25 protein-coding genes are annotated in these 23693 nt (G+C 37.8%); 1 reads left to right on the top strand and 24 read right to left on the bottom strand.

Features of this window, described 5'->3' with window-relative positions; all coding sequences use genetic code 11:
* Positions 1-26: 26 nt before the first annotated feature.
* The 5 genes from G558_RS13250 to purR all read right to left on the bottom strand — a co-directional run bounded on the left by G558_RS13250 (position 27) and on the right by purR (position 4569).
* Positions 27-668 (bottom strand): C40 family peptidase, encoded by a 642-nt coding sequence (locus tag G558_RS13250; protein ID WP_051188675.1) that lies wholly within the window; start codon positions 666-668, stop codon positions 27-29.
* Between the two features lie 21 nt (positions 669-689).
* On the bottom strand, positions 690-2102 hold the full coding sequence (gene rph / locus G558_RS0111675; protein ID WP_028830293.1) for a ribonuclease PH: 1413 nt from the start codon (positions 2100-2102) through the stop codon (positions 690-692).
* Positions 2103-2114: 12 nt separating this feature from the next.
* Entirely contained in the window at positions 2115-3143 is a 1029-nt protein-coding gene (locus tag G558_RS13550; RefSeq protein WP_051188674.1) for an N-acetylmuramoyl-L-alanine amidase family protein, read from the bottom strand.
* Between the two features lie 191 nt (positions 3144-3334).
* Positions 3335-3646, bottom strand: a complete 312-nt coding sequence (gene spoVG / locus G558_RS0111665) for a septation regulator SpoVG (protein WP_028830292.1) — start codon at positions 3644-3646, stop codon at positions 3335-3337.
* Positions 3647-3756: 110 nt separating this feature from the next.
* Positions 3757-4569 carry a pur operon repressor gene (purR, locus tag G558_RS0111660; RefSeq protein ID WP_028830291.1) on the bottom strand — a complete coding sequence of 271 codons (813 nt, stop codon included), beginning with the start codon at positions 4567-4569 and terminating at the stop codon, positions 3757-3759.
* Positions 4570-4794: 225 nt separating this feature from the next.
* On the opposite strand from purR, the gene G558_RS13240 reads away from it, so the two are divergent.
* Positions 4795-5682, top strand: a complete 888-nt coding sequence (locus G558_RS13240) for a selenium metabolism-associated LysR family transcriptional regulator (RefSeq protein ID WP_051188673.1) — start codon at positions 4795-4797, stop codon at positions 5680-5682.
* 81 nt (positions 5683-5763) lie between these two features.
* Here G558_RS13240 and G558_RS0111650 read toward each other — a convergent pair whose 3' ends face one another.
* The 19 genes from G558_RS0111650 to G558_RS13225 form a co-directional block, all read right to left on the bottom strand.
* Positions 5764-6276, bottom strand: a complete 513-nt coding sequence (locus G558_RS0111650) for a ferritin-like domain-containing protein (protein ID WP_028830290.1) — start codon at positions 6274-6276, stop codon at positions 5764-5766.
* 124 nt (positions 6277-6400) lie between these two features.
* Positions 6401-7315: a protein translocase subunit SecF gene (gene secF / locus G558_RS14085; protein ID WP_051188672.1), complete on the bottom strand. Its 915-nt coding sequence runs from the start codon at positions 7313-7315 to the stop codon at positions 6401-6403.
* Between the two features lie 3 nt (positions 7316-7318).
* The gene (gene secD, locus G558_RS14080) at positions 7319-8575 is read right to left on the bottom strand and encodes a protein translocase subunit SecD (protein WP_028830289.1); all 1257 of its coding nucleotides are present in this window, start codon (positions 8573-8575) and stop codon (positions 7319-7321) included.
* 9 nt (positions 8576-8584) lie between these two features.
* Positions 8585-9088 carry a gamma carbonic anhydrase family protein gene (locus tag G558_RS0111635; RefSeq protein ID WP_028830288.1) on the bottom strand — a complete coding sequence of 168 codons (504 nt, stop codon included), beginning with the start codon at positions 9086-9088 and terminating at the stop codon, positions 8585-8587.
* A gap of 104 nt (positions 9089-9192) precedes the next feature.
* Positions 9193-9465 (bottom strand): preprotein translocase subunit YajC, encoded by a 273-nt coding sequence (gene yajC / locus G558_RS0111630; protein ID WP_028830287.1) that lies wholly within the window; start codon positions 9463-9465, stop codon positions 9193-9195.
* A 57-nt stretch (positions 9466-9522) separates the two neighbouring features.
* The gene (tgt, locus tag G558_RS0111625; RefSeq protein ID WP_028830286.1) at positions 9523-10644 is read right to left on the bottom strand and encodes a tRNA guanosine(34) transglycosylase Tgt; all 1122 of its coding nucleotides are present in this window, start codon (positions 10642-10644) and stop codon (positions 9523-9525) included.
* Positions 10645-10673: 29 nt separating this feature from the next.
* The gene (gene queA, locus G558_RS0111620) at positions 10674-11693 is read right to left on the bottom strand and encodes a tRNA preQ1(34) S-adenosylmethionine ribosyltransferase-isomerase QueA (protein WP_028830285.1); all 1020 of its coding nucleotides are present in this window, start codon (positions 11691-11693) and stop codon (positions 10674-10676) included.
* A gap of 33 nt (positions 11694-11726) precedes the next feature.
* On the bottom strand, positions 11727-13184 hold the full coding sequence (locus G558_RS0111615) for a SpoIID/LytB domain-containing protein (protein ID WP_028830284.1): 1458 nt from the start codon (positions 13182-13184) through the stop codon (positions 11727-11729).
* Position 13185: 1 nt separating this feature from the next.
* Positions 13186-14208 (bottom strand): Holliday junction branch migration DNA helicase RuvB, encoded by a 1023-nt coding sequence (gene ruvB, locus G558_RS0111610; protein ID WP_028830283.1) that lies wholly within the window; start codon positions 14206-14208, stop codon positions 13186-13188.
* 16 nt (positions 14209-14224) lie between these two features.
* Positions 14225-14818, bottom strand: a complete 594-nt coding sequence (ruvA, locus tag G558_RS0111605) for a Holliday junction branch migration protein RuvA (RefSeq protein WP_028830282.1) — start codon at positions 14816-14818, stop codon at positions 14225-14227.
* A 21-nt stretch (positions 14819-14839) separates the two neighbouring features.
* Complete coding sequence (ruvC, locus tag G558_RS0111600) at positions 14840-15331, bottom strand: crossover junction endodeoxyribonuclease RuvC (protein ID WP_028830281.1); 492 nt, start codon at positions 15329-15331, stop codon at positions 14840-14842.
* 118 nt (positions 15332-15449) lie between these two features.
* Positions 15450-16577 carry an SEC-C metal-binding domain-containing protein gene (locus G558_RS14445; protein WP_036931949.1) on the bottom strand — a complete coding sequence of 376 codons (1128 nt, stop codon included), beginning with the start codon at positions 16575-16577 and terminating at the stop codon, positions 15450-15452.
* 111 nt (positions 16578-16688) lie between these two features.
* Positions 16689-18089 carry a deoxyribodipyrimidine photo-lyase gene (locus G558_RS0111590; protein WP_242825243.1) on the bottom strand — a complete coding sequence of 467 codons (1401 nt, stop codon included), beginning with the start codon at positions 18087-18089 and terminating at the stop codon, positions 16689-16691.
* A complete protein-coding gene (locus G558_RS0111585) occupies positions 18050-18529 on the bottom strand; it encodes a YbaK/EbsC family protein (RefSeq protein WP_028830279.1) in 480 nt (159 codons plus the stop codon). The genes G558_RS0111590 and G558_RS0111585 overlap by 40 nt, the downstream gene beginning before the upstream one ends.
* A 79-nt stretch (positions 18530-18608) precedes the next feature.
* On the bottom strand, positions 18609-19442 hold the full coding sequence (locus G558_RS0111580; protein ID WP_028830278.1) for an Mrp/NBP35 family ATP-binding protein: 834 nt from the start codon (positions 19440-19442) through the stop codon (positions 18609-18611).
* Positions 19443-19540: 98 nt separating this feature from the next.
* The gene (locus G558_RS0111575) at positions 19541-20368 is read right to left on the bottom strand and encodes a metal ABC transporter permease (protein WP_028830277.1); all 828 of its coding nucleotides are present in this window, start codon (positions 20366-20368) and stop codon (positions 19541-19543) included.
* Entirely contained in the window at positions 20361-21068 is a 708-nt protein-coding gene (locus G558_RS0111570; protein ID WP_028830276.1) for a metal ABC transporter ATP-binding protein, read from the bottom strand. The genes G558_RS0111575 and G558_RS0111570 overlap by 8 nt, the downstream gene beginning before the upstream one ends.
* Positions 21068-22033, bottom strand: coding sequence for a metal ABC transporter substrate-binding protein (locus G558_RS0111565; protein ID WP_028830275.1), 966 nt, complete (start codon positions 22031-22033; stop codon positions 21068-21070). Before G558_RS0111565 ends, G558_RS0111570 begins: the two co-directional genes overlap by 1 nt.
* 101 nt (positions 22034-22134) lie before the next feature.
* Positions 22135-23691: a glutamate synthase-related protein gene (locus tag G558_RS13225; protein WP_051188671.1), complete on the bottom strand. Its 1557-nt coding sequence runs from the start codon at positions 23689-23691 to the stop codon at positions 22135-22137.
* Between the last annotated feature and the right edge of the window lie 2 nt (positions 23692-23693).

Here is a 23693-nt window from a genome sequence, read left to right as displayed (position 1 = left end):
ACCTTTCTTTGCTTCTTAAAATGCATCTATATATATCGCTTTGCAAAAAGATATCTTTGATTATAATACTTGTTGCTAAGATCCGCTATGACCACTTTCATCTCATTTCCAGAAGAAGCATGGATAAACTTACCTTCAGCTACATATATACCCACATGAGTAACTTTTCTAGGGACAAACTCCGCAACTCCTACTGGTTCATCTGATGGAAACAGTGAAATTATATCACTCGTGTCCACACTTATATCAGTTTCATCGTTACTGTTTCTCGTGTCAAAAAATATAAGATCTCCTGGCATAAGACGGTCTCTTTCAACTGATTCTCCCGATATGCCCTGATCAGATGATACTCTGGGAATGCTTATATCTGCTTTTGCAAAGACAGAATAAGTAAGACCCGAACAATCATATGACTGAGGTCCTGTACTTCCGTAAACATAAGGCTTATCTAATTCTTCCAGTGCGTATCTTACAATTATACTGCTTATAGCAAGGTCCAAAACAGGATTGGTCTTTTGTGTATTGACCAAATCAAAGTGAGTTGTTCCCATAAAATTATTAAGTCTTTTGAACACACTGTCCATGCCATTTTCAGCATATGAAATATTTGTACTCGAAATACCTGTTATTATAAGCGCCACCACCATATTCTTGTATCTGCTTTTCATATAGTCACCCTGCTCCACTTTTTAGTATAGTATATCTTGCAGTTTTTTACTCATTATCTTAAGTGCTCTTGATCTGTGACTTATCTTGTTTTTCTCTTCTGATGTAAGCTCAGCAAAGGTTTTGTCGCTTTCATAATTTGTATCAGGAATAAAGAGAGGATCATAACCAAATCCATTTTTTCCAGATTCCGCAAATCCTATAATTCCCTCACATATACCTTTAAAAACACCTTCTCTTCCATCAGGCAAAGCAAGTGCTATTACACTTACAAATCTCGCCGTTCTGTCATTCCAGTTTACATCTGCAAGTTTTTTCTTAAGCAACTGATTGTTTTTGTCATCATTTGCATCTTCGCCTGCATACCTTGCAGAATAAACTCCAGGTTCTCCACCCAGCACATCAACTACAAGTCCAGAATCATCAGCTATAGCAATTTTTCCTGTGAGCTCCATTATCTTTTTTGCTTTGATCATAGCATTTTCTTCAAATGTGGATCCAGTTTCTTCTATTTCAATTCCTTTAAGCCCTACATCTTCAAGAGAAAGCAATTTTATGTCATGCTCAAAAAGTATAGCATTTATTTCTTCGATTTTATGTTCGTTGGATGATGCTATTACAAATTCTATTTTACCTTCAGAATTTATATATGCTGTATTATCATGTTTTATTCTCTCTTTTTTTACTACCTGAGGTTTTGGAACTATACCTGATATGCGGTTTGTAATTTCCTGACCAAGTACCTCTTTTTGTATGTCTATAATCTGGGCACAGCCATTTTCCGCAAGCTCCAAAAGATCGTTGAACTGAGTCCTCGTAAATGGTTTTTCTTCTCCAGTGGACTGTATTTCAACAAACTCGCCTTTACCAGTCATGACTACATTCATATCCACATGAGCACCAGAGTCTTGCTCATAACACAAATCCAGTACGCACTGGTCCTTAACTATGCCTACACTTACCGCACTTATAAATTCCTTGATTGGGAATTTTTTTAGATGTTTGGATTTGTAAAGTTTTTCACATGCCAGCGCAAGTGCTACAAAAGCTCCACTTATCGAAGCTGTCCTTGTTCCACCATCTGCCTGTATTACATCACAATCTATCCATATGGTTTTTTCTCCAAGACTTTTAAGGTCTATTACTGATCTGAGCGAACGTCCAATGAGCCTTTGAATCTCATGAGTTCTGCCATCCACTTTACCCCTTGATGATTCTCTTATCTTTCTCTGATGTGTAGATCTGGGAAGCATTGAATACTCCGCCGTAATCCACCCGGTTCCTGAATTCTTTAAAAAAGGTGGCACTTTGTCCTCTATAGAAGCTGTGCATATAACCTTAGTGTCCCCAAATTCAACAAGGACAGAGCCTTCTGCATGCTTTGTATAAGCTTTTGTAAATTTTATATCTCTAAGTCCCTTATTTTCCTTTTGCACGATTACTCCTTCTTATCTTCCAAAATATTTATCTATACCATCTGCTACTGAGTTTGCCAGTATGTTCTGGTATGAACTGTCTTTAAGGCGCGTTACTTCATTTGCATTTGACATAAATCCAAGTTCTAATAAAACAGCAGGCATTCTGGTACCATTTAATACCGCAAGGTCAGTTCTGATCTTTGTTCCTCTATTCACTGCTCCTGTATTTTTTATAAGTTCCTCTTGTATATAGTCTGCTACAATCTTATTTTCCGCAGAATTTGGACGAAGTGTCTCTATCCCTGAAACTGCAGCACTTCCAGCAGAATTGTGATGTACGCTTACGAACAAGTCCGCATCTATAGTGTTTGCATTATTATATCTGTCCTTAAGTGGAACAAAATAGTCCGAATCTCTGTTCATTACCACTTCATATCCTCTCTGAGAAAGCATGTCGCCCAGAAGCTCTGAAACCTTTAAATTCAGAGTTTTCTCATCAATTCCCGCCGAGCTGTTCACAGCGCCCGGATCCGTTCCCCCGTGACCTGCATCGACTACTATTATTGGTGGGCTATTCACCTGTTTTTCGAGTGAAATTGAAATCTCCCCTGTTGCTTCATTTACAAAACTGTCAGCTTTCACATTATCTTGAAGCTTCATCTCAAAAACATATGTGTCACCACTGCTGTAAAGATTATAAGACTTTATGTACCTGTCATTTACATCTTTAGATAGATCTGATGTCCTCATTATTCCAGACGGTATTTCTACTCTTACAGAATTGAGTTCAGAACTATCAGCCTTTACTTCTTCTGCTCCTGGAAGCTTTATCAAAAACCTGGCAGTAACTCTGTCTTTTTTATAATCAATCCTGTCCATAAAGTTAGAATTAACTGGTACAGCTTCCTCCGGCTGCCTGTTTTCAAGCACTTCACCCAATCCCTTGTAAACTTCATTGTCAATTTTACCTATATTTTCTGCATAAGCAGAACCTGATGCAAAAAGCGTAATTGCAGCCGTAATTGCAAAAATTCTCCTTATAGTACAATTTCTTCTCATAAGTACCTCCTAGTCTCCCCTATAGCTTATCATTAAATCCGTTATTTTTCAATTGTTATAATCTTTTGTAATTGTATTGTAAATTATGTAAAAATATTTATAAAAAAACAAAAAACTGTCTTATTAAATGAACAAGTTCATCCAGCAAGACAGTTGAAAACTTCAAAATTTAAAAATTATATTACAAGTTATTATTCCTGAGTTATATAATCACTATCACTTCCGTCAATATCCATATCTACAGCTTTGTCTCTGGCTTCTTCATAAGCTCTGAGAATTTCATCTTGTAATTCATGTCTCATTTCTGCGTTAATAGGATGCGCTATGTCTCTGAATTCCCCCTCAGAAACTTTTCTGCTTGGCATTGCAATAAATAACCCATTTTGCCCCTCAATGATTTTGATGTCATGAACAACAAATGCATTATCGAAAGTTACTGATACAATACCTCTCATTTTACCTTCTTCTGATAACTTTCTTACTCGAACGTCTGTAATTTGCATAGTCATTACTCTCCTTTTGCTATGTAATATAGTTTCCACAACTTATTATAGTTAGTTTACTATATATTTTTAACATATGCAATAATAAATAAAGTAATTTTCTGAATATTTTATTTAAATCGTTCAAAAAAGTTTTTGCTTATCTCTATCTGTGTATCATCCTTGCTATCTTTAAGTGTCATGAGCGAAAAATAATCCGAAGCATTTTTTTCACATTCAAGCTCTATAAGCACGGCCCGATCAAGTACCTTAGCATCAAACTCCCTCATAAGGTCTTCCATTCCTTTAAGTGTTCCCCCAGCCCTCATAAAATCATCCACCAAAATAACCTTGGATCCTTGTTTTATTGCTCTTCTTGGAAGATTCATGCTCTGTATTTTTCCGCTGGTACTTGAAAGATAATTTATGGCAAGAGAAGGCCCCTCTGTTATCATTGCATTTTTTCTGACTATTATAAGAGGAAGATTCATGGCCTTAGCTGTCATCATGGCAATCGGAATGCCTTTAGCCTCAATAGTAACTACATAATCTGCATCTTTGTAATCAATGACAGAAGCAAAAATTTCCCCTACCGCCTCAGCAATATCAGGGCTTGAAATAATGTCATTCATATATAAAAAGCCCCCGACTAGTTTTCTGTCTGGATTTACAATTTTTTCGCACATTTCTTCTATTTTTGCGATTGCCTGATTCTTAGTAAACATTGGTATGAATTTTATACCACCAGAAGCTCCGGAAATAGTTATAACCTTTCCAAGTTCGAGTTTTTCAAAAACATTTTTGACTACCGATATATCTTCACTGAGAGTAGATTTTGCCGTATCAAATTTCTCAGTAAAATAACCTAAAGTAAAGATTTTGTTCGGATTATCCGAAAGCACCTTAACAATAGCCCCTATTCTTTCGCTTTTTCTTAACTTCATTGTATATCCTTCCATATAAAATTCGTATTTATCCGTATATTATTATAATATATCACAAAAAACATTTCAATATCAATTTTTACTAAATTATATATATTTTGTTTTCACATATAAACATTTTCTATAAGTATTATAAATTACCATAATCTATATCTATCCTTATTTTTACAAATAGCCTGTTTTTGATGCTATAATAAAGCATACTAAAAATTAAGGAGTAAATATATGGACTTCAGGCAATTAGAAAGTTTTGTAACAATAGCTAAATATAACAGTTTCTCCAAGGCTGCCCGTGAACTTTACCTTACGCAACCTACACTTTCCAATCATATACAGAACCTGGAAAGTGAGCTTGGCATACTGCTCTTTGACCGCAAAGGAAAAACAATCCAACTCACAGATGCCGGTAGAACCTTTAAAAATCATGCGATAGAAATAATAAAGAAAAGAGACAGCGCCATATTTGTAATAAATGATATAATCGGAAATTTTGACGGTTTGCTCGAACTTCCATCCAGCTCTGTTCCCGAAGAATTTGTAGTTCCAGACATTATTTCAGGATTTTCAAAAAAATTCCCTGGAATTAAATTTAAAATATACCATCTAGATTCACAAGATGTCCTGGAATCAATTGCTGACAATAAGTATTCTATGGGTTTCACAGGTTCAAAGCCCGGAAGCGAATTTGAGGCCATCAAAGTATTTGAAGATCATATGGTGCTAATTGGTCCAAAGAAAGATGAAAGCTGCCGCGCTTCTATAACATTTGAAGAAATACTTACCCTTCCTCTTATCATGAGAGAAGAAGGTTCGGGCAGTGGCAAAATTTTTTCAAAAGAACTCAAAAAATACAACAAAAGCATATCCGACCTCAATACAGTAGTAATAACGGAGAGCTTTAATGTTGCAAAAAGCCTTGTCTCAAATGGTGTTGGATATGCCTTTATACCTGCAAGCTCCGCAAACTGCATCTCAAATGACACCAGCACATGCATATATGACATTTCTGATTTTGACACTCATAGAGCTTTTTATTTTGTAGTTCAAAAAAAAGCGATCCTCACCCCTATAGAAACCAGGTTCATGGATTTCATTCAGGAAAATTTTAAATAAGATTTTATAACCTGGAAATAACCAAGGCCCCAGTAAAATTTCTGGAGTCGTGGTTATTTGTTTTTAAGCATATTTTATTTATTAAAGTCTTAATTTTCTTATATCATCTCTCAATCTTTCTATGTCTTTCAGCCAAGCCTCAATGTCTTCTTCGTGTTCCAGTTCTTCATTGAGTATGGTAACTGCCATCTGATAAGTTGCATAGTCTTTCCCGTTTGTCATCTCTGCAATCTGCTGATAACGAGATATAGCGCATCTTTCTCCATTGAGGTTTTGTTTAAGTATCTCTTCAATATATGGATCAGACGGCGCCTCATATGCACATCCTGCATGCTTTAACCAGTCTTTAGGGTCTATTACAGGAGTTCCTCCAAGCTGAATTATCCTTCCTACAACCAATACCGCATGATTAAGCTCCTGATCAGCATGAAGCAAAAGTTCAGGTTCTACTTCAGATCTCATTGGGCCTTCCATAAGCCTTGCACCTATCCAGTACTGATAATAAGCCAGCCATTCCTCAGCAAGCGCCGAATTCAAAATCTCAATAAGTTTTTCTACATCCAGATTAGCAATTTCTATAGCTCTTGATCCCATATCAAATCCTCCTTATATAAATAATTGAATAAAATAGCCCACAATATTTATATAGCCATTTGACACACAAATAAAACATATAAAAGTATAAAAACATAAAAATTATTTATCAATTAGTATCATTTTATTTATAGCTTGCTGACCCCAGATTCTTTATCTGATTCTTTCGACTGGCTCTGTTTATAAGCACCCAGATTGGACTCGCAATAAAAATAGAAGAATATACTCCTACAGATATTCCTGCTATAAGGGGCAGAGTAAATTCCTTAATGGATTCCACACCCATAACATAAAGCGCTATTATTGCAAGAAGTGTAGTAAGCGATGTATTTACAGATCTTGAAATTGTCTGATTTATGGATAAATCTGCGACTTCTCCAAAAGAATCTCTTTTTGCACCTATCATATTTTCTCTTATCCTGTCAAATACAACAATAGTATCATTTATTGAATATCCAACCACAGTAAGCATAGCTGCTACAAAGGGACTGTTAAGCGGAATCTGAAATATAGAATATAGGGCAAGCACAAACAATACATCGTGTATAAGCGCTGCTATAGCTGCTATTCCAAAATTCAATTTGAATCTGAAAGAAATATATACAAGCATAGCAATTGTTGCAATAAGAACCGAAACAATAGCCTTCGTCTTTATCTCTTTTCCAATAGATGGTCCAAATTGCTCAGACTTTACAAGGTCTTTTTGGCTAAGATCGTATTTCGAAGCAAATTCTCCAAAAAGCTCAGACCTGTTTTTATTATTGAGATCAATTGTAGTCTTTAGCTGTACTCCATCTTTTTCTTCACCAATGTAGTTTATCTGCATGCCAGGGTCAAATTTATCTGTTATTTCTTTTATCTCTTCTGTAGTTACGTACTGTCTCATATTTATCTCTATCAGAGTACCTCCAGTAAAGTCTATCCCGTAGTTAAAGCCCCTAATACCTGCAAGAGCCATTCCAATTAGGATTATAACAAGAGAAACAGTGAAATATTTTTTGTAATTTGCAATTACTTTAAGGTCTTTTTTTAGTTTCATAAATTAATCCTCCTTAACGCCAAAAAATTTTTTGTCTTTAATTGAAAATCCATTTACCATGTTTCTGAGAATTAATTTTGTTACTAAGAGTGCCGTAAACATAGAAGCAACAATACCTATCATAAGAGTTATTGCAAATCCTTTTATCTGGCCCGTTCCAAAATAGTAGAGTACTGTTCCTGCTATAAAGGTTGTTATCTGAGAATCAAGTATTGTTGACATGGCTTTTTTGAATCCAGTATCTATGGAAACCCTTACAGATTTACCGTCTCTTATTTCTTCTTTTATTCTCTCAAATATTATTACATTCGCATCTACTGCCATACCAATCGAAAGAATAAGTGCCGCAATTCCAGGAAGAGTAAGTGTCACTCCTATAAGCTGATATATATATGCTACTATTACCATATATCCAGTAAGCGCAATAGCTGCAGAAAGTCCTAGTATTTTATAGTAAACTATCATAAAAATCATAACAAGGGCTATACCAATAAGGGCACCTGTAATGCTCCTTGCAAGAGCATCCTCTCCAAGGGTCGCTGTTACTATAGAGCTTTGTACCTCCGTGAAATTGACAGGAAGCGCGCCTCCACGTATGAGATTTGCCAGTTCAGATGCACTTTCTATTGTAAAATTACCAGAAATAGTTGCATTTCCATCAGGTATGGCAACATTAACTGTAGGACTTGATATTACTTCCTTATCAAGCACTATCAAAAGAGGTTCCTGATTAACAGCAAGTTTGGCCGTAGCATCTGCAAACTTCTTTACTCCTTCAGGAGTGAACTCCAGTGACACTATAGGTTTATTATCTTGCGTGTCTATCACAACCTTGGCATTTTTTACATCTGCTCCTGTTACAACCACTTCTTCTCTTATAGTCATAAACTGGAGCTGAGCAGTCTTTCCTATGGTGTCAAGTGCCTGTTGAGCATTTTCCACCCCAGGAAGCTCAATACGTATTCTTTTTTCTCCCTCTCTAACTATAAATGGTTCCGTCAGTCCCATAGAGTCAATTCTCTTTCTGAAAACCGCTATAGTCTGATCCATTATATCACTAAGTTCACTACCTTTTAGTTCTGTTTCTGCCTCATAAAGTACAAAAACTCCACCTTTGAGATCCAGACCCTGCTTTATTTTCGAAACCGCACTGCTAATTTCAAAATTTCCAGCACTTATTCCTGCAAAAGCAGTATATGCAAAAGTTGCAATTAAAATCACAACAAGAAAAAAAGCTGATTTGCTCCTCGAGTTTTTCATAAATACTCCTTATAATATATATTTTTTTGAATTTGCAGCATAATCTACCGCAGATTTTGTAATACTTAAAATCTCTTCTTGTGTAAGTTCTCTAACTACTTTTGCCGGTCTACCCATAACAAGAACTCCAGAAGGAATTTCTTTGCCAGATGGAATTAAAGACCCTGCTCCAATTATAGTGTCTCTGCCAACCTTTGCTCTGTCCATAATAAGTGAACCCATACCAACAAGCACATTGTCTTCAATGTTAGCCCCATGTATTATACAGCTATGGCCCACAGTCACATTTTCTCCTATATGTACAGGAGTATCATCGTCGACATGTATAATGGTAAGATCTTGTATGTTGGTTCCTTTTCCTATGAATATTTTATTGTTGTCGGCCCTTATACATGCTCCAAACCATATGCTTGCATCATCACTTATTTCTGCAGACCCAATTATTGCGGCATTTGGTGCACAAAAAGCGTTTTTTGAAATGTTTGGGCTGTTTCCCATAAATTCTATATTCATTACAATTTCTCCTTTTTTATAAAAACCATCAGATTATATCCAAAAAAATCTTCCACTTGCATAAGCAGAAGATTTTTAGAAATTAATCAAATTTTTAAACTATTCTACTTTGATTCAAGCAATTTTCCAATCGCCCACTTTTCTACTATAATTCGAGTCTTGTCGGCTCCAACCTCAATAGTCACGCTTTCATCAGTTACTTTAGTTATTTTTCCAACTATACCACCAATCGTGACAACATCGTCACCTGGCTTAAGAGTTTCCCTCATAGACTTTATCGATTTGTCTCTTTTTTGCTGAGGCCTGATAAGTAAAAAATAAAAAACTGCAAGAAAACCTACAGGTATTACAAGATTTACAATTTGTTGTGCTCCCATTTCATCCTCCTTAAAATGTACGTCTTATTAGATAATACTACATTTTAGATTATAAATCTATAGTTTATAGCCATACTTTTCAAAGAATTCTGTTCTAAAATCAAGCAGACGGTCTTGCATGATGGCTTCTCTTACGTTTTTCATCAAATTAAGAAGAAAATGAAGATTGTGGGTAGTTATGAGTCTCGAAGCTAATATCTCATCCGCCTTAACAAGATGCCTTATATATGCTCTTGTATAATTTCGACATGCATAGCAGTTACATTCAGGGTCCATAGGTGTAAAATCTTCCTGATATGTCGCATTTCTTACAACCAGCTTGCCTCTTGAAGTAAGCGCCGTTCCATTTCTGGCAATCCTTGTAGGAAGTACACAGTCAAACATGTCCACACCTCTTATAACGCCTTCTATAAGATCATCTGGACTTCCAACCCCCATAAGGTACCTGGGCTTGTTGACAGGCATGTGTGGTGTAAGGTTTTCGAGCACTTCATTCATTATATCTTTGGGCTCCCCTACAGAAAGTCCGCCTATTGAATATCCAGGAAAATCCATGTCGATGAGCTGCATTGCTGATTCATATCTCAAATCATTATACATACCGCCTTGTATTATCCCAAACAGAGCCTGATCATGAGGCCTCTGGTGGGCATCAAGCCCTCTCTTTGCCCATCTCGAAGTTCTTTCCATAGATTTTTTTACATAATCATATTCTGCTGGATATGGCGCGCATTCGTCAAAGCTCATTATTATATCTGCACCAAGAGAATTTTGTATCTCTATAGCTTTTTCAGGACTTATGAAGTGCTTTGATCCATCTATATGTGATCTGAACTCCACGCCTTCTTCTTTTATCTTTCTCAGGTTCCCCAGACTAAATACCTGAAAACCACCACTGTCCGTCAGTATTGCTCTGTCCCAGTTCATAAACTTGTGAAGACCGCCCGCTTTTTCAATAAGCTTATGTCCCGGCCTCATATAAAGATGGTAGGTATTTGAAAGTATAATTCTCGCATCCATCTCCTTGAGCTCTTCAGGGGTCATAGCCTTTACAGTAGCTTGTGTCCCAACTGGCATGAATATAGGCGTATCAATTACTCCATGTGGAGTATAGAGCTTTCCCAACCTTGCTCCAGATTGTTTACATGTTTTAATCAATTCGTATCTAATAGCTGGCATTTTTTCTCCTTAATTTAAATCGTTTTTATCTAATGAATATACATGGCATCCCCAAAACTGAAGAACCTGTATTTTTCCTCTACCGCTGTATCATATGCATTTAGAATCTTTTCTCTGTCAGAAAAAGCTGATATAAGCATTATCAGAGTAGACTCAGGAAGATGAAAATTAGTAACAAGCGCGTCCACCATCTTGAATTTATAAGGAGGATAGATAAATATCTGAGTCTCTCCTTCAAGATTTTTCAGTTTTCCATCAACTGCAGCAGACTCAATAGTCCTCACACTAGTAGTACCAACACATGTAATCTTTTTACCCTTAGCCTTCGCAAGATTTATTCTATTTGCAGTTTCTTCGTCAATCTTGTAATACTCACTGTGCATAACATGGTTCTCCACATCTTCCACAGAAACCGTCTTAAAGGTTCCAAGGCCCACATGCAGAGTCACGTACTCTATCTGTACTCCTTTTTTTTCAAGTATATCAAGAATTTCCTCAGTAAAGTGAAGCCCTGCTGTAGGAGCGGCCGATGAGCCTTTTATTTTAGAATATACAGTTTGGTATCTCTCCTGGTCTGTAAGTTTTTCTTTTATATATGGAGGCAGGGGCATAGTTCCTATTTTTTCTATAATCTCTTCAAACACACCCTCATATTCAAACTCGAGAATTCTCATCCCTTCTTCAAGTTCTTCAGTTACCCTTGCTGAAAGCTCATCTGAAAATTTTACCTTAGCGCCATGACGCAGCCTTTTTGCAGGTTTTGCCATTACTTCCCACGTTTTAAGAGCTATCCTCTTTGTAAGCAGTATTTCTATCTTTGCCCCGGTTTCCTCTTTTATTCCATACATTCTTGCAGGAAGCACTCTCGTATTATTTAAAACCAGTAGATCGTTTTCACCAAAATCATTTACAATATCTTCAAAAATCCTGTGACTGACACTTCCTGTGTTTTTGTCAAAATCCATCAGCTTTGACTTGCTCCTGTCCTTGAGAGGAGTCTGTGCGATCCTTTCTTGTGGCAGATCGTAATAAAAATCTTTTGTATTCACTGTATATTCCCATTCCTTAATTATATATTTAGATTATCCTATTGTAACACCTTTAAAATAATAATTTATTATATCCTTAAAATCATTTCCTTCTTTGGCCATGTTGTTGGCACCATACTGACTAAGGCCTATCCCATGTCCAAATCCTCTTCCACTGAATACAAATGAGCTTCCCGAAACGAAGTTCTGCGCTTCATCCGAAATTCTCGTACTTACAAAACTATCCAGTTTGTCAAATGCATTCTTGAGTCCATTGTCTTGTATATTAATGTCTGATCTATTTCGCTCTAATGCTGAGCTGCTCCGAACACCTGTATCTGTTAATGTAAAATAAGTGCTCTTGAATTTTGAAGATCCCAGTACAGTTCTTATCCCATCTTTTTCAAGGATTTTCATTCCCTTTGTTCCAAGCACCCCAAGCTTCATTACTCTGTCATTTTCCGAAATCTCAAGTATCTTTATGCCAACTACCGTGCCCACATCGTAGTTGTATCTGAGCAGGGCCTGCTCAATTTCAGAAGCAGAAAGAATAGCCTCCCAGTTGTCATAAGGCGTTCCAGTAGAATATGGATCCTTTACCCCAGACATATAATCAAGTCCATAATTCCACATGTTACCTATGGATTCAGTGCGTCCTCCACTGCTGGAATGAAAATAAGCCTCAGCCGGAGCCCCCTTATACATCATAACAATGCCCTCAGTTTTATCCACACTCTGATTGGTTTTTTCCTGCTCAGCGCTGTAACCACCATAAACTTGGCAGTGAGTACTCTTGCATACATTAAATCCATCAGCCGCATGTTTGTTATAGTTTGTTATAGTATGGTTTTTTGCCACAATCGCCTGAGCTTTGAGGGCTTCTATTTCCCAGCTTGACACCATTTCCTTAGGAACCACCCCATATAGATAGTCCTGCATCCCAACCTCATTTATGGCATACAAACTAGATCCTTTTATATAAAAATTTAACTTGCCTCTATATTTTACATTCTCCAGAGCCGTTACAGAATCCTCCGAAGAAAGGCCTATGACTTTACTCCCCTCACAAGCAATCAATCTTCCATCATCGAGCGTAAAAATGGCCTTAGATCCAAGTGCAGGAATTAAATCTGCATTTGGAACTGTGCTCCCTGCATAAAACTCCCCATTGTTGTAATAAACGAGAGCCTTGTCTGAATATTTTTTTGCTGACTGCACAGCATCTTCATATGAGTTTTCCGACATAGAACTTACATATATATTGGAACTGAGCGAAACCTTTAAAGAAGCGGCTCCCGTTTCTATAGCTTTTTTAGAAGAATCATATATTTGTATATTGGTCCCAGACACAGCATATGAAGCCTTTGAAACAGATCCATAAAAAATTCCCACTCTCACAGGAAAACTGTTGTCATAGCGACTTTGCGAATATGAAACATACGGATTTAGCATAAACATAAATACTGAAATGATAAGAACAGAAATAATATGAGAATTATTCTTAGCCATCATCTTAATCCCTCGCTCTCTTTATCCCAAAATGTTCATAAGCAGTTTCTGTAGCCACTCTGCCTCTTGGGGTTCTATCGAGAAAACCCTTTTGTATCAAATATGGCTCATATACTTCTTCGATAGTCTCTCTATCTTCTCCAACTGATGCCGCAAGAGTTTCAACTCCCACAGGACCACCAGAAAACTTATTTATTATAGCAAGCATAAGCCTCTTATCCACCATGTCCAGTCCTTCTTCGTCAACCTGAAACATAGTAAGGGCATCCCTGGCAGTGCCAAGGGTTATAGAGCCATCGCCTCTTACCTGGGCATAATCTCTTACCCTTTTAAGCAACCTGTTTGCAATCCTTGGTGTTCCTCTGGACCTTCTTGCAAGCTCTACTCCAGACTCATCATCTATTTCGACTCCAAGAATTCCAGCAGACCTGTTTATTATCTTAAACAGATCCTCAGGATCATAAAGATCCAAATTGAGTATTACCCCAAACCTGTCTCGCAGTGGAGAAGTCAGCATTCCGCTCCTTGTAGTAGCGCCAACTAGAGTAAACTTTGGAAGATCTAGTCTTATCGATCTTGCAGAAGGCCCCTTTCCAATTATTATATCCAGGCAGCCGTCCTCCATGGCAGGGTAGAGTATTTCTTCTACAGTTCTGTTTAGTCTGTGTATCTCGTCTATGAAAAGCACGTCATTATCCATAAGATTAGTAAGTATTGCAGCCAAATCTCCAGAGTGACCAATAGCCGGCCCCGAAGTTATCTTGAAATTGGCACCCATCTCATTGGCAATTATTGCTGAGAGCGTAGTTTTTCCAAGTCCTGGAGGTCCATAAAGAAGCACGTGGTCAAGCTGCTCCCCTCTTAACCTTGCCGCTTTTATAAAAATATCCAGTTGCTCTTTTACCTGAGTCTGCCCTATATATTCATCCAGACTCTTGGGCCTTAGCGAATTTTCAATCTCATTATCATCTTTCTGATAAGAAGAACTTATCAGTCTGTCTTCATCAAATATTGCTCCTCCAAACATTGCTCCTCCAAACTATCTAAATCTTGCTTAATTTCCCCAGTGAGATCTTTATGATTTCACTTGTATCAGACGCCAGATTTTCAGCCTTTGCAGCTTCTACTGCCTTTGATGATTCCATCTTGCTAAATCCAAGACTGATTAAAACCTCTATAGCTTCATCGTAATCAGCCTCAAATATATTATATATGCTTGGCTGCATTCCCACGGCCTTTTTGTCTACCTTGTCCCTGAGTTCGAGTATAATCCTCTCCGCAGTTTTTTTGCCCACTCCGGGTGATTTTGCAAGAAGTGTAGCATCTGAGTTGTTTATTATAGCTTGCAGCGAATCTGTATCATATGTCGAAAGTACTGAAAATGCGACCTTTGGCCCCACCTTAGAAACACTGTTCAACAGTTCATACATCTTGAGCTCTCTTCTGTCAGCAAATCCCAAAAGTGATATATCATCTTCTCTTACATTTAGCTTTGTGTACAGCTTTGCCTCTTTGCCAATCTCCAGCTTTCGGTTGGTGAACTGAGACGTAGAAAGCTTGAAACCAATATCTGAGTTTTCAATTATAACATAATTGAGGAAAATCTCAGTTACAATACCTTTTATATATCCAAACATTTTTTCTCCTTAATAATGTTTTTAAACTTGAAACATACTTGAAAATCGTCTTGTGCTCAAGTGGCCAATAGCAATAGCGAGTGCATCTGCCGCATCGTCCGGCTTTGGTATTTCTTTTAGGTTGAGCAGACTCTTGACCATGCTCTGAACCTGTTTTTTGTCAGCCCTTCCGTATCCGCATATACCCTGCTTTACCTGCAGTGGAGTATATTCAAATATTTTAAGATTGCTGTTCATACAAGACAGTACAATCGCTCCCCTGGCCTGAGCCACGTCCATAGCCGTTTTTGTATTCTTGTTAAAAAACAGTTCTTCGATGGCTACCTCATCAATTTCATATGTAGCAAGAAGTTTGTTCATAGCATCATATATCATCTTTATTCTTATAGCATAACTCGTTTTTGCCGGAGTATTTATAACTCCATAATCAAGTACCTTGTAGCTGTTTCCAATATGTTCAATTATTCCATAACCTACTATTGCAAGCCCTGGATCTATTCCAAGTACCACCATGTCTTTTCACTGTCCTTGCCTAAATTAAATTTTAATCGTATCTGTCTATTATATAATCATTTTACTGTTTTTGCAAACTAAAAGAAAGCTCTTAACAAAGCTTTCTTCGTGTCTTTATTTATACTCCGCAGCATTTTTTGTATTTCTTTCCGCTTCCGCAGATGCACGGCTCATTTCTTCCAGTCTTTTCTGAGATTACAGGCATTTTTTTCTCAGGAGTTTTCTTTTCAGGGACTACTCCGTTTATTTCCATTATCTCCAGTTGGGTATGACCGTGATTTCCTACCAGTCTGGTATTCAGGCTCACCTCATGGACTAGATTCATCAAATCATAAACCTGTTCTTCTTTTGTAATTATCTTATACTTATTAAAAACATCCACAAATTCCTGAGGACTACCCTTAACAGCACTCAGATGATGAATTTCATCCACAATAATATTTGCAACAAAATTTTCTGTTTTAGTGTTAGTTAAAAGATACTTTTTTAGTGCTCTTATCTGAGGTGTTATTTCATAATATTCATAAGATCTATATTTCAAAAACTCCTTTTCAGCAGGAGCATATCTTGGATTGGCGTATATTATGTCTGCGAATGTTGGGACATCTTCAAAATCATTATCTTCAAAAGCCCTGCTTACTATATAATCCTCAAATATGCAGTAGTCCGCTCCATTTTTGGAAAAACCTTCTATTGCCTCGATTATGTCTCCAGATTCTTTTACTCTTTTGTTTAGACTTTCAAAAATCTCAACAAGCTCATCAGTCCTTACGAGACCATAAAGAGCCATAGATGCATTTGCATAATCATCGTAAAGAGAAAACCTCTCTCTTTTTTCCAAAAACTTTGAGTCACATATCTCTGCAAATATTGTTTTAATTTCAGCAGGGATTGTGGCATAGTTGAGCTTCTTATCAGAAAACCTGAATGCTATACCAAGGTTTTCAAGATATGTCGCTGTCTCATCAAGCTTTTGGTCAAGCTCCATATAATCTTCGCAAATAAGTTCTTTAAAAAATGTCCATTTTTTATTATCTAATAAATACAACGATTCCGGCAGTCTTTCTTTTTCACAAATCACGCCTCCAAGACAGCTTTGCAGCTCATCTTTTTTCATTTTGCTGTATCCCTTTAACTTGTGATGCTTAGCAATTTTTCTAAGGGTGGTTACGTTTTTCTCAGAAAGCATTCTATAGACAGTAAAATCAAAATTACCTTCCTTAGTGTTAAACGGTTTGTTACTCATTGTCGACTTCCTCTCAATTTCTATTTCATACATTGCTTTTTCTTTACAATATTTTTTCTTTACAGTTTAATATAAATGATAAGGACGCTTTTTGTCAAGAATTGATTCTTATCACTTTACTTTGTCCAGGTATTTTTCCATAGAAAATTTACGCTTGAGTCCTGAGTATACCATGTATCTGACATTTCCAAATACATCCCTCTCTCCCCACGGCCTGTCGTGCTTTCCAAAACACCATGCCACTCCTGCAAATCCGTTTGGATCCCTTCCATCAAGCTCATATTTATTATTTAGATATAAGAGAGTATTATATGCATCCATTGGAGAAGGCCTCCATTCAAGAACCTTCTTGCCCCAATACATCCTCATGTATCCATGCATTTTGCCATTTTTTACCATTTGCAACTGAGCTGCATTCCAGTATTCATCATGGGTCAGGCCTCTTTCCAAATCTTCTTTAGAATAAATGTAAGGCCTTAAATCAGCGCTGTGCTTTGCAAGCGTCTTTTTCGCCCAGTCAGGAAGGCATTCATAAGAGTCATAAAGCGGATTGTAATAGACAAAATTTATAGCCAGCTCTCGTCTTACAAACAGCTCTTCTAAAAAAGATTTTCTAGAATCAGAAAAATCAGGGTCTGCAGTTTCATAATTGAGCGCTCTTATGTATACATATATTGGTGAAATTTGTCCAAAATGAAGATAGGGGCTTAGGTTTGAACAATAGTCATAAGACGGATCATTTCTTTTGGAACTATAATAAAGAAAACTCTCCTCAAGAAAATAATCAAGGAGCTCTTTGGCTTTTGCTGTCCCCCCTTTGAATTCATCAACTGCTCCTACTGAATGGTCAATTTCAAGCTTACTGAGTGCACTGTCAATATCAGAAATATCAAACTCAGGGATCAGTTCCTTGCTTACATAGGCACCCAGATAATCTTCTTCCTCGGGCAGAACTATAAAAGGATCTTTTATCTTGTCCAGCTTTCTTCTTAGAGTAGCCGCAGAATATTCTTCCTTAACAGATGCTGTTTCCACAGGCACTATAACATTGGTCTCTATTTGAGCAAACCTGGAGTCAATCAAAGATGCACACCTGCTTCTCCAGGCTCTTTCATGTTTCATGTAGCCCATATCTACAACAGCAAGTGCCGCTTTTTTACTCAGGACAATCATTCCCTCTTCAGGAGAACACCTGCATACAATCATCCTTATGCCCAGCGTTTCAAGCCTGCTTTTCACTTCATTTATACCCTCTAACATAAATCTATAATGCCTCAAATTTGCCTCTGGATAAGAATCTGTTATCCCCAGATAAACAAGCAAGTCTTTTTTTAACCTGTTAGCCTCATTTATCGCATAGATTAAGGCATGATTGTACTCGACTCTTTGTGCGCTCTGCATCCAGTAAACCACATAGGGTCTGTCTTTTATATCTTGTGAATTCAAAAATCTAATGCGCTCTGTCTCTATCATTATTCCCCGCTTTCCCAGGCTTTGCAGACATCTACCCATCCATAAGATCCTGACATAATTTCAAGTTCAGCAATAGTTAACTCTATAGCACTGTTAGAGCTTCCACATGCCGGAAACACAGTATCAAAGCGCTTTAGGGATTCGTCCAAAAAAATTTCCACACCTTCCTTAACCCCAAACGGACAAACTCCTCCCACATCATGACCCACCATTTCACAGACTTCATCTGGCGTCAGCATCTTTGCTTTTTTCTCAAACTTCTTTTTGTATTTCGAATTATCTATTCTTGCATCGCCTGCACATACAACCAGCATGCACCCTTCATCTTTTCTAAAAGAAAGAGTCTTTGCAATCCTTGCCATTTCACATCCAAGCGCCCGAGCTGCAAGCTCCACAGTTGCACTTGAAACATCAAATTCCATTACCTTTTTATCCATACCCCATTTTTCAAGATATGTTTTTGCTCTTTCAATAGCCATTATCATTTCTCCTTTATTATATGCTCAGATTCTAAAAAAGCCTCCCTATATGAGAGGCTTTAATTTTTAATAATCGTCTTTAATAATTGTCTTCCAGATTTTGAGCCAGATTGTCAAACCAGTTTCCACCAAAAAGCTCTATCATACCTCTGTCACATCCAGCTGCAAATTGAGGATTCATAGGAAGTTTTGCAAGCACTTTCAAGTTGTGATCCTGCGCTATCTTATCTATGTTGGAATCTCCAAAAATCCTGTGCTCTACTTCGCAATCAGGACATTTGAAATATGACATATTCTCCACAAGCCCAACTATAGGAATATTCATCATTTCTGCCATCTTTACTGCCTTTGTCACAATCATAGAAACAAGTTCCTGGGGAGAAGTAACTATTATTATACCATCCACTCTTATTGACTGAAATACAGTAAGAGGAACATCGCCTGTTCCAGGAGGCATGTCTATGAACATATAATCCACATCTTCCCATATAACATCAGTCCAAAACTGCTTTACTGCATTTGCAATTATAGGCCCTCTCCATACAACTGGGTCAGTATCATTTTCAAGCAGCAAATTCACAGACATTACATCTATACCAGTTTTTGTCTTTATAGGATAAAGTCCCACCTCAGTTGCATGAGCTTTTTCCTTTATCCCAAATGCCTTAGGTATAGAAGGTCCAGTTATGTCCGCATCCAGTATTGCCGCATTATGTCCTCTTCTTTGCATAGTTACAGCCATCATAGAAGTCACAAGCGATTTTCCAACTCCGCCCTTGCCACTTACTATACCAATTACCTTCTTTATATTGCTCAGATCGTGAGGTGTTTCTGCAAAATCATTAAATTTTTCCGTTCTGTCCCCACATTCAGTTGAACAACTTCCGCAGTTTTGTGTACAGCTATCACTCATATTATTATCTCCTCTATTCTTGAATTTTAAAATTTCCGAGTTTCAGGCATATGCCCCATACATTTTAATTATACTCCGATTAACTCATATGTCAACACCTAAACTCGGTTCCTTCTTGTAACAAATCCAGTAAATGAAAAGATAAAAAATAACATTATATTAAAAGTTACAACACTTGCTCCAGCTGGTGTTGCATAAATATATGAGGCCATTATTCCTACAAGAAATGACACCACCGAAATAATTGCAGAAGATATTACTACAGATCTGAAACTCTTAAAGAGCCTCATCGAAGTTACAGCCGGAAATACTATAAGGCTCGAAATAAGAAGCGCTCCGACAAGCCTCATCCCAAGCACTATGGTAACCGCCGTAAGCAGTGCAATAAGCATGTTATACATACCCGCATTTATACCCGTAGCCTTTGCAAAACTCTCGTCAAATGTTACTGCAAATATCCTGGAGTAGAAAAACAGGTAGAGCACCAAGACTATTAAAGAGAGTATCACGCTTAGTACTACATCGCTTTTGTTTATTGCCAATATACTTCCAAACATGTAGTTGTACACGTCTATATTCATGCCAGATGTCATAGATATGACCATTACCCCTATAGCAAGCGAACCCGTCGAAATAAGGGCTATAGCCGAATCTCCCTTTATCTTGCTGTTCTCACTTATCCTGAGCAGAAAAAATGCAGCAGCAAGCACGAGTGGTATAGAAACCGCAAGAGGGGCCCATCTTGTGGCTGTTGCTATTGCAAGTGCCCCAAACCCCACATGAGAAAGGCCGTCCCCGATCATAGAATATCGCTTGAGTACAAGGCTCACTCCAAGAAGCGCACTGCAAAGAGCAACCAGGACTCCAACTATTATAGCCCTCATCATGAAAGGATAAGAAAGCATCTCCATGAAAATATCAATCAATCTCTGCACCTCCCATGAAAATCTTGTATTCCCTGCTTTTTATATAATCCTCTTTAGTCCCAAAAAATCCAGACTTGTTCCTAAGATGAAGTATATGAGAAGCAAATTTTACTGCCGTTTTTACGTCATGAGAAACCATTACTATCGTTATTCCCTCATCATTTATGCCTTTTATTATCTGATAAAGCTCAGCTGTAACAAGGGGATCCAGCCCAGATACAGGTTCATCCAGCAGAAGTATCTTTTTAGTAGCACAAAGCGCCCTTGCAAGTAAGACCCTCTGCTGCTGGCCTCCCGAAAGTTCATTATATGGAGCAGATATAAGGTGGCCTATGCTTAATTTCTCAATATTATTCTTAGCTTTTGCCTTATCTGATTTCGAATAAAAAGGTCTCAGTCCTCTTGAATTCAGGCAACCAGATAGTACTATTTCCCATACACTTGCAGGAAAGTCTTTTTGTATATCTGTCTGCTGGGGAAGATACCCTACTTCATTTTTTTGAAGTCCATCTCCAAAAATAATCTCTCCATCCGAAAGATCCTTGAGAGAAAGCATGGACTTTAACATAGTGCTCTTTCCAGACCCATTTTCGCCCGCTATACATATATAGTCGCCCTGACAAACCTTGAATGAAAGATCCGAGATAACCACATTATTTTCATAAGAAAGGCTAATGTTTCTGCAGTCAATAAGTGCCATTACTTCATTGCCCCTTTCAGCCTTTCAAGATTCTGAGTCATGAGAGATATATAATCCTCTCCAGCATCCATTTCTTCTTTAGATACGTTGTGACACGTATGAAAAAGTGCTGTCTCGCTTCCCGTAGCCTCAGCTATACTGTCAGAAATCCTGTGATTTGAAAACTCTATATTAAATATAGTACTAATATTTTCTTCTTTTGCCTTATCAATCAAAAAAGCTATAGTAGCCGCACTTGGTTCAGACTCCGAACTGCAGCCTGGAAATGCTGCATAATAATCCAGACCATATTCTTCAACAAAATACCTTAGCGGGAAACGGTCTCCAAAAATAAGGAGCTTATTGTCCACAGTATCAAAAAACTCTTTAAAATCTTTATCCAGCTTATCCAGTTTTTGGATGTAGACCTCTGCATTTTCAGAATAAAGCTGAGCATTTTCAGGATCCGTCTCTACAAGCATGTCAGAAATAGCCCTGCTTATCTTTATTGCATTGACAGGAGAAGTCCACACATGTTCATCATAAGCAACTTCATCGTGGCCCGATTCATCGTGATCAGATTCATCATGGTCGTGCTGCATACCTTCTACTGTCTCTTCTTCATATACCTCTACCACTTCCATCATACTAAGAGTCTTCACCTTAGTCTCCATGGTGTCAAGTATTCTCGAAACCCAGTCTTCAGATTCTCCTCCAACATATATAAAAAGATCCGCATTTTGAATTTTTATTATGTCCTGTGGAGAAGGCTCATAGGAATGGCTCTCTGACCCAGGCGGAAGAAGAAGCGAGATTTGAGCATTTTCACCAGCTATATTTTTTGCAAAATCATAACCTGGGAAAACCGTAGAAACAATTTTAAATTTTCCTTCATTATTCTCTGTCTGGCTTTCTAGCGTTTCACTGCTGCATGCAGTAAGACCAAGTACAGATGCAAGAATTATCATCAATATCCTTTTTTTCATAAAATCAATCCTCCACTTCTCTCTCTATTTTAATACAATAATTAGAAAATGTCATTAAAAAATCGGTTAGTTTTGACTAACCGATTTAAAAATACCATATTTTATATGAATAAGTCAATGGCTTTTTCTGCAGATTTCATAGGATCATCTATTCCAGAGACTCTCGCTGCAATATCTGTAAGAGGGACTATATCCGATCTGTCTATATACTCAAGAGCAAACTTTCTGTTGAGTGCCATAAGCTGTTTCACTCCATCTGAAATTCTGTTGATATATGAATAAAGACCTACAGCCCCAGTGGACATTTGATTGGCTCTTTCGCCATACAACTTTCTCAGTTGTGGCAATTCTCCAAATATCGCTTCTTTTGTATTCCCAAATCTCTGATATTCCTTAGGAACATTTCCCTCTTCAATAAGCTCACCCACTTTTTTACCCGAAAGTGCAGCTGCCATAGCAGCGCGGCCTATACCTATAAGCTTGACATAAGGAGCTCCAAGAGCAAGACTCTTAAGCACATGATCTTCCATAGCAAAGCCTCCTGCAATAGCTACTGCAGGAATTCTGTAATTACGGCTTTCCATTTTTTTGAGTATATTATAAACTATGCTCTCCTGATAAACCGCGGGTATTCCCCACTCGTTCATCATTTTCACAGGACTGTTTCCAGATCCCCCTCCGGCGGTATCTATTGTCACAAGGTCAATGTCATTTACAGAAGCTATCTTTAGTATCCTAATAATATCTTCCGTAGCAAAAGGCCCTGTTTTAAAACAGATTCTTTCTGCTCCAAGCTTTCTTAACTGCGCAATTCGGCTAGAGAGAATCTCTTCATTCCATACAGGAAGTTTTCCTATCTTTTCAAATACTGGTCCTTTACCATCTATATAGTCACTGGCTACCACAGGATCCGAAGGATCCGGATGAACTATGTAGCCTTTTTCCTGAAGTGCAAGAGCTTCTTCTATAGTCTTTACTCTTCCCATTCCCTGAATCCCCTTGGCTGCTTGTCCGAATTTTAGCTCTACAGACTTAACGCCAAGCTTTGTAATACCATAATCAAGCACGCCTAAATTTTCGTCGTCATAGTTTGCCTGAAGAATTATATCGCCAAATCCTCTGTCATAATCACGAAATGCGCCTAGCATCTCCTCTATAAGAGGCGATGAAACCACTCTGCCATTTTCAAGTACGAGGTTTTTGTCTTTTCCAGCTACATCTTCACCAATCACTACAAGCACACCCGCAAGTGCAGCCCCTGCAAAATAGTCCTTCCAGTTGAGCTTTGCCATTGCCGGAAGTATTATTGGAGCCTTGAGCTTTATCTTGGCCCTGACTCCAAAATCGCAGCTTATATCTGCATTTGGAAAAGTCACCGAATATGAATTCTCCGGGCATCCCTTTGCTCCAAAAACTCTGCCATTGATGCTGAAGTGTGAAAAATCCAGAGGATAAGTTTTTTCGGATGCAAACTGGTTGTTGTTGAGTTCATATGGATATATAGCCTCCGAACCCCTGAGTGCAGAAAGCCCTATTTCACAGCTTCCTGTACAGTTCATCGAACATACCGCGCACATCCCCGAAAAATCCGAAATATTATTCGGAGTCCTCATCTTTGTGTTAGTTATACTGCTTCCTAAATTTGGACTGTAAGACATTA

The organism is Proteocatella sphenisci DSM 23131 (assembly GCF_000423525.1).
GTDB classification, from domain to species: Bacteria; Bacillota; Clostridia; order Peptostreptococcales; family Filifactoraceae; genus Proteocatella; species Proteocatella sphenisci.
Note: the sequence above shows the minus strand (reverse complement) of the source record. Positions and strands in the feature narration are given on the sequence as shown.